Source organism: Actinomadura sp. NPDC048032, assembly GCF_040653175.1.
Taxonomy (GTDB): domain Bacteria; phylum Actinomycetota; class Actinomycetes; order Streptosporangiales; family Streptosporangiaceae; genus Spirillospora; species Spirillospora verrucosospora.
The window spans coordinates 1-5,602 of sequence record NZ_JBEZJP010000491.1 but is presented as its reverse complement, the minus strand read 5'-3'; the positions used below and the strand labels follow the sequence as shown (position 1 = coordinate 5,602).

3 protein-coding genes and 2 pseudogenes are annotated in these 5,602 nt (G+C 77.6%); 3 read left to right on the top strand and 2 right to left on the bottom strand.

The annotated features are described in order from the left end of the window. The 3 genes and pseudogenes from AB0C69_RS37215 to AB0C69_RS37205 form a co-directional block, all read left to right on the top strand. Positions 1-584: pseudogene (locus AB0C69_RS37215) on the top strand (hypothetical protein); the annotation flags it as partial. A 36-nt stretch (positions 585-620) separates the two neighbouring features. Beyond that, positions 621-1,796: an ABC transporter ATP-binding protein gene (locus tag AB0C69_RS37210; RefSeq protein WP_360360367.1), complete on the top strand. Its 1,176-nt coding sequence runs from the start codon at positions 621-623 to the stop codon at positions 1,794-1,796. Between the two features lie 467 nt (positions 1,797-2,263). After that, positions 2,264-3,259, top strand: a pseudogene (locus AB0C69_RS37205) (ABC transporter ATP-binding protein); the annotation flags it as partial. A 228-nt stretch (positions 3,260-3,487) separates the two neighbouring features. On the opposite strand, the gene AB0C69_RS37200 reads toward AB0C69_RS37205, so the two are convergent. Both AB0C69_RS37200 and AB0C69_RS37195 read right to left on the bottom strand, forming a co-directional pair. After that, on the bottom strand, positions 3,488-4,093 hold the full coding sequence (locus AB0C69_RS37200) for a response regulator transcription factor (protein WP_360360364.1): 606 nt from the start codon (positions 4,091-4,093) through the stop codon (positions 3,488-3,490). Between the two features lie 286 nt (positions 4,094-4,379). Next, entirely contained in the window at positions 4,380-5,333 is a 954-nt protein-coding gene (locus AB0C69_RS37195) for an ornithine cyclodeaminase family protein (protein ID WP_360360362.1), read from the bottom strand. Between the last annotated feature and the right edge of the window lie 269 nt (positions 5,334-5,602).

Genomic DNA, 5,602 nt, shown 5'->3' with positions numbered 1-5,602 from the left:
AGCTCGTACTGCCGGGTGAGACGGCCCCCGCGCACCGGCACAGCCCGGGCGCCATCCGCTTCATGCTGGCCGGATCGGGGCTGTCCACCGTCACCGTGTTTGGAGACCCCATGACCTCCCCTCCCCCGGCGGTCGGCGCGGACCGGCTGCTGCTGCGCGCCGCCGGGCGCGCCCGCGGCTGGACGGCGCTCGTCGCGGCCGCGGCGCTGGCGGACGCGGCGGCGGCCGTCCTCCTCCCGTTCGCGCTGGCCCGCGCGATCGACGCGGTCCCGCCGGGCGGGGCCCCGGCCGCCGCCGCGCTGTGGCCCTGCGTCGCACTGGTCGCGGCGTCCGCCGCGGCGGAGGTGCTGTCGGAGCCAGCGACCGGCTGCGCGGCCGCGCGGGCGACGGCGTGGCTGCGGCACACCCTCGTCCGGCACCTGCTGGCGGCGGGCCCCGCTCCGCGCGTCCCGCCGGGCGACGTGGCCGGGCGCATGGTGGGCGGCGCGGCCGAGGCGGGCACGGCGCCCGCCGCCGCGACCGAGGCCGCGGCCGGGCTGCTGCCGGCCGCCGGGGCGCTCGCGGCCCTCTGGCTCATCGACTAGCGGACCGCGGCGGCGGTCGCGGTCGCGCTGCCGGCGGTGGCGCTGCTGATGCGGGCGTTCGTCCGCGACGTCACCGCGTCCGCGCACCGCTACCTCACCGTCCAGGGCACGATCGCGGGGCGCCTCGCCGAGGCCCTCGCCGGGACCCGGACGATCGCCGCCGCCGGGACGGCCGGGCGCGAGGCGGCGCGCATCCTGCGCCCCCTGCCCGGCCTGCGCGCGGAGGGCGAGGCGATGTGGCGGGTGCAGGGCGGCATCGCGGCGCGCGGCATGCTCGCCCTGCTGCTGCTGCAGGTGGCGGCCGTCGGCGTCGCCGGCGCCGAGCTCGCGGCGGGCCGCATCACGCCGGGCGAACTGGTCGCGGCCGTCCAGTACGCGGGGCTCGCCGCCGGGTTCGGACCCGTCCTCACCCAGCTGCTCCGCCTCGGCCGCGCCCGCGCCGGCGCCCGCCGCGCCGCGGAGATCCTCGCGTGGCCCGCTCTGCGCCACGGCACCGGCGAGGCCCCGCCGGGCCCCGGCGGCCTGGAGTTCCGGGGGGTCACCGTCCGCGGCGCGCTGGACGGCCTGGACCTCACCGTCCCCGGCGGGCGCGCCGTCGCCGTCGTGGGGCGCTCCGGATCCGGCGCCTCCGCGCTCGCCGCGCTCGCCGGGCGGCTCGCCGACCCCGACCGCGGCACGGTGCTGCTGGACGGCACGCCCCTCCCCCGCCTTCACCGGACGGCGCTTCGCCGCGAGATCGGCTACGCCTTCGCCCGGCCCGCGCTGTTCGGGACGACCGTCCGCGACGCCATCGCCTTCGGCCCCTCCCGCCCGCCGGAGTCCTGGCTGCGCGAGGCGGCGCGGGCCGCCCGCGCCGACGGCTTCATCCGCCGCCTCCCGCAGGGCTACGGCACTCCGCTCGCGGAGGCGCCGCTGTCCGGCGGGGAGCTGCAGCGGCTGGGCCTGGCCCGCGCGTTCGCCCACGCCGGGCGCGTCCTCGTCCTGGACGACGCGACCTCCAGCCTCGACACCGTCACCGAGCTGCAGATCACCGACGCGCTGCTCGACCGGTTCGCCGACCGGACCCGCCTGATCGTGGCGCACCGCGCCTCCACCGCCGCCCGCGCCGACCTGGTCGTCTGGCTCGACGAGGGCCGCGTCCGCCGGGTCGCCCCCCACCGGGCCCTCTGGGCCGATCCCGACTACCGCGCCGTGTTCGGGGGCGCGGCGTGATCGGGCGGCGGGAGGCGGCGCGGGTCCTGTGGCGCGGCGCCGGGGACGCCGTCCGGGCGCGGCCGCGGGCGGTGGCGCGGGCCGCCGGATGGTCGGCGGTGGAGGCCGTGCCCACGGCGGTGTTCGGGCGGGCCGTCGGGGAGGCCGTCGACGCGTTCCGGACGGGGCGCACGTCCGGCGCCGCCGCCTGGCTCGGCGTGCTCGCCGTGTCGGCGCTGGTGGGGGCGGCCGGGAGCCGGCGGCTGTATCCGGCGCTGGCCGCGATCGTGGAGCCGTTCCGGGACGAGCTGGTGAGGCGGGTCGCGACGGGGGCGCTGCACCGGTCGCTGCGGGGACGGCCCGACACGGGGGCCGTCGCGCGCCTCACCCACCAGGTGGAGATCGTCCGGGACACCCTCGGCGGGCTGCTCGTCGTCGCGCGCGGGTTCGCGTTCGCGGCCGGGGCGGCGCTGCTGGGGCTGGCCTCGATGGCGCCGGAGGTGGCCGCGCTGGTGCTGCCTCCGCTGGTGCTCGGGCTGGCGCTGTTCGGGGCGGTGTTCGGAAGGGCGGCCGCCCGGCAGCGCGAGCTCGTCGTCGGCGAGGAGGAGATCGCCGAGCGGACCGCCGCCCTGGCCGCCGGGCTGCGGGACGCCGTCGGGTGCGGCGGCGAGGAGCTGCTGCGGGAGGAGCTGGGCGCCGCCGTGGAGGCGCAGGCGGCGGCCGGGCGCGCGGTCGCGCGGCTCGCGGCGGTGCGCGCCGTCGCGCTGGCGGTGGGCGGCTGGCTGCCGCTGCTGCTGGTCCTCGCGGCGGCGCCGTGGCTGATGCGGCGCGGCGCCACGGCCGGGACGGTGATCGGCGCGCTGACCTACGTCCTGCACGGGCTGCAGCCGGCGCTGCGCACGCTCGTGCACGGGATGGGCGGCAGCGGCCTGCGGCTGGCGGTGACGCTCGGCCGGATCCTGGAGACGGGCGCGCCGGACGCGCCCGCCCCGCCCGAGCCCGCCGCACCCGTGCCGGGGGCGCCGGCGGTGGAGCTGCGCGGCGTGACCTTCGCCTACGGGGCCGGGGCGCGGCCGGTGATCGAGAACCTGGACCTGGTCGTCCCGCACGGCGACCATCTGGCCGTGGTGGGGCCGAGCGGGATCGGCAAGTCGACGCTCGCGGCGCTGATCGCGGGGCTGGCCGCGCCCGGCGCGGGCGAGGTGCTGGTGGACGGGCGGCCGGCGGGCGATCCGGGCCGGCGGGTGCTCGTCCCGCAGGAGGCGTACGTGTTCGGCGGCACCCTGCTCGACAACCTCGTCTACTACGCGCCGGACGCCGGTCCGGAGGAGGCGGGCCGCGCCGTGGACGCGCTGGGGCTGGCGCCGCTCGTCCGCGACCTCGGCGGGTACGGGGCGCGGCTGGAGCCCGGCGCGCTGACCGAGGCGCAGCGGCAGTGCGTGGCGCTGTGCCGGGCCTACCTCGCGCCGCAGCGCCTGGTCATCCTGGACGAGGCCGCGTACCGGCTCGACCCGGCCGCCGAGGCGCGGGTGGAGGAGGCGTTCGCGCGCCGGCCCGGCACGCTCGTCGTCATCGCGCACCGGATCAGCTCGGCGATGCGCGCCCGCCGCGTCCTGGTGCTGGACGGGACCCGCGCCCACCTCGGGCGGCACGCGGACCTGCCCGCGGTGTGCCCGCTGTACCGGGACCTGACCGGGCGCTGGGAGGACGGCTCACAGCCACCCGGCGTCCTCGGCGATCCGGATGGCCTGGACCCGGTTCTCCGCGCCGATCTTGCGGTTGATGCGGGAGAGGTGGTTGCGGACGGTGCCGATCGTCAGGACGAGGTCCTCGGCGATCTGCGCCGCGGACGCGCCCCGTGACGCCAGGGTGAGGACCTCGATCTCCCGTTCGGTGAGCGGGCTCTGGGCCGAGCCCAGTTCGGTGAAGGCCATGTCGGGGTCGATGACGCGCGCGCCCTCGGCCGCCCGCCTGATCGCGTCCACGAGCTCGCCCGGCGAGGTGTCCTTCAGCACGAGCCCGGAGGCCCGCGCGGCCACCGCGCGCCGCAGGTCACCGGTCCGGCAGCGGCCCGCCATCAGGACGGTGCGGCACTCCGGGACGGCCTCGCGTAACGCCCGGGCGGCCGTGAAACCGTCCAGGCCCGGCAGCCCGACGTCGATCAGCGCGACGTCGGGCCGGCGTCTGCGCGCCGTGCGGAGGACCTGATCGCCCGAGCCCAGCGCCGCCACCACGTCGAGATCCGTCACCCGGTCGAACAGCGCGACCAGCCCGCCGCGCAGGAGCGGCGCCCCCTCGGCGAGCAGAATCCGAATCATTCTCGTCTCCAACACGGCCGCCCGCCCGCGGCCTCAGAAAGGACAAACACCGAACGCGTCTCAGAGGGAAGTCAGGGCGGCGGCCGAGAGGCATTGCCGGGGATTCGGTCAGCGCGAAATCGAACTTTCATTAGGTCACCTTCGACAGGCCGCACGACTACTGAACTCTTACCGGACGGAGCCAACACTATTCACCGCGTCAATGTAAAGACACCGTGGAAACCAGGAATCCAGCGATGGGTATTCCGCCAATTAGCGTTCGTACACCTGATGGGCCGGAACCGGTTCAGGCGAGGAAATCGAACTCCGCTCCGGCGCCCGCGTCGCGCGCCGCGGTGTAGGCCGTCCAGCTCAGCGCGAGGTCCTGCCAGGGCAGCCCGACGGGCGCGTACACCGTGACCTCGCCGTCCTTCACCCGCCCGGGCACCTGGCCGCGCATCAGGTCGCGCAGCGTCCCGGCGGCGTGCTCGACGTCCAGGCCCGCGCCGGCCAGCACGCCCATCTCGACGGCCAGGGGGACGTCGTCGACGACGACGCGGGCGCCCTCCAGCAGGTCGGCCCCCAGTTCGGCCTTGCCCGGCTGGTCCGCGCCGAGCGAGGTGAGGTGCGTCCCGGGGGCCACGTCGGCGGCGTGCAGGAGGGGGCGGCGCGCCCAGGTCGCCAGGACCACGATCCCGGCGTCCCGGACGGCGGCGCGCGGGTCCGGCGCCACGGTCGCGTGCGCGTCCAGCCGGGCACCGTGCCGCGCGGCGAAGTCGGCGGCGCGGCCGGAGTCCAGGTCGAACACCGTGAGGTCGCGCACCTCCCGCAGCTCGCCCAGGCCCCGCATGACCAGTTCGGCCTGCGCGCCCGCCCCGATCACCGCGACCGAGCCGGCCGCGGGGCGCGCCAGCGCGTGGGTGCCGAGGGCGGCGGCCAGGCCGGTGCGCCAGGCGGTCACGGTCGCCGAGTCCAGGAGGGCCAGCAGCTCGCCCGTCCCGAGGTCGTGCAGGCAGACGACGCCGCGCAGCGCCGGGCGGCTGCCGGGAAACTTCGCGTTGGCCTTCACCGTGTACGCGGGGATCCCCTCGACCACGCCCGGCATCAGCGCCGTCGCAGTGCCCTGTCCGGGCAGCTCGACGATCACGCGGCGGGCGGCGGCGCCGCCGTCCCCGGCCGTGAAGCCGCGGCGCAGGGCGTCCAGGCAGGGGGCGGGGTCGAGCAGCGACTCAAGGATGGAACGGGCCAAGAGGAGCGTCACCGGGCCATCCTCCCGTCCCCCGGAGCCGGCGTCACCCCCTGGGGGCACCGCGATTGGACCTCTCATCCCGGTCCGAAACCCGCCAAACGGGCAGTCCTCCCCGAGATTCGGCCACGGAACCCGCACCCATTGTGACAATCCGTAGATGGTCAGTTGGTCACTTTCTCGCCTTACACGGGCGTTCCCGGATCTTCGAGCCCTGGTGTAGGGGTGCGCCGGCGCGCCGTAGACCACGTCCCGGGCCCCGGTCTCCACGATCCGGCCGAGGT

Bases quoted from the DNA above. Each gene is read 5' to 3' on its own strand.
- AB0C69_RS37200 (WP_360360364.1), bottom strand. From the start codon at position 4,093: ATGATTCGGATTCTGCTCGCCGAGGGGGCGCCGCTCCTGCGCGGCGGG.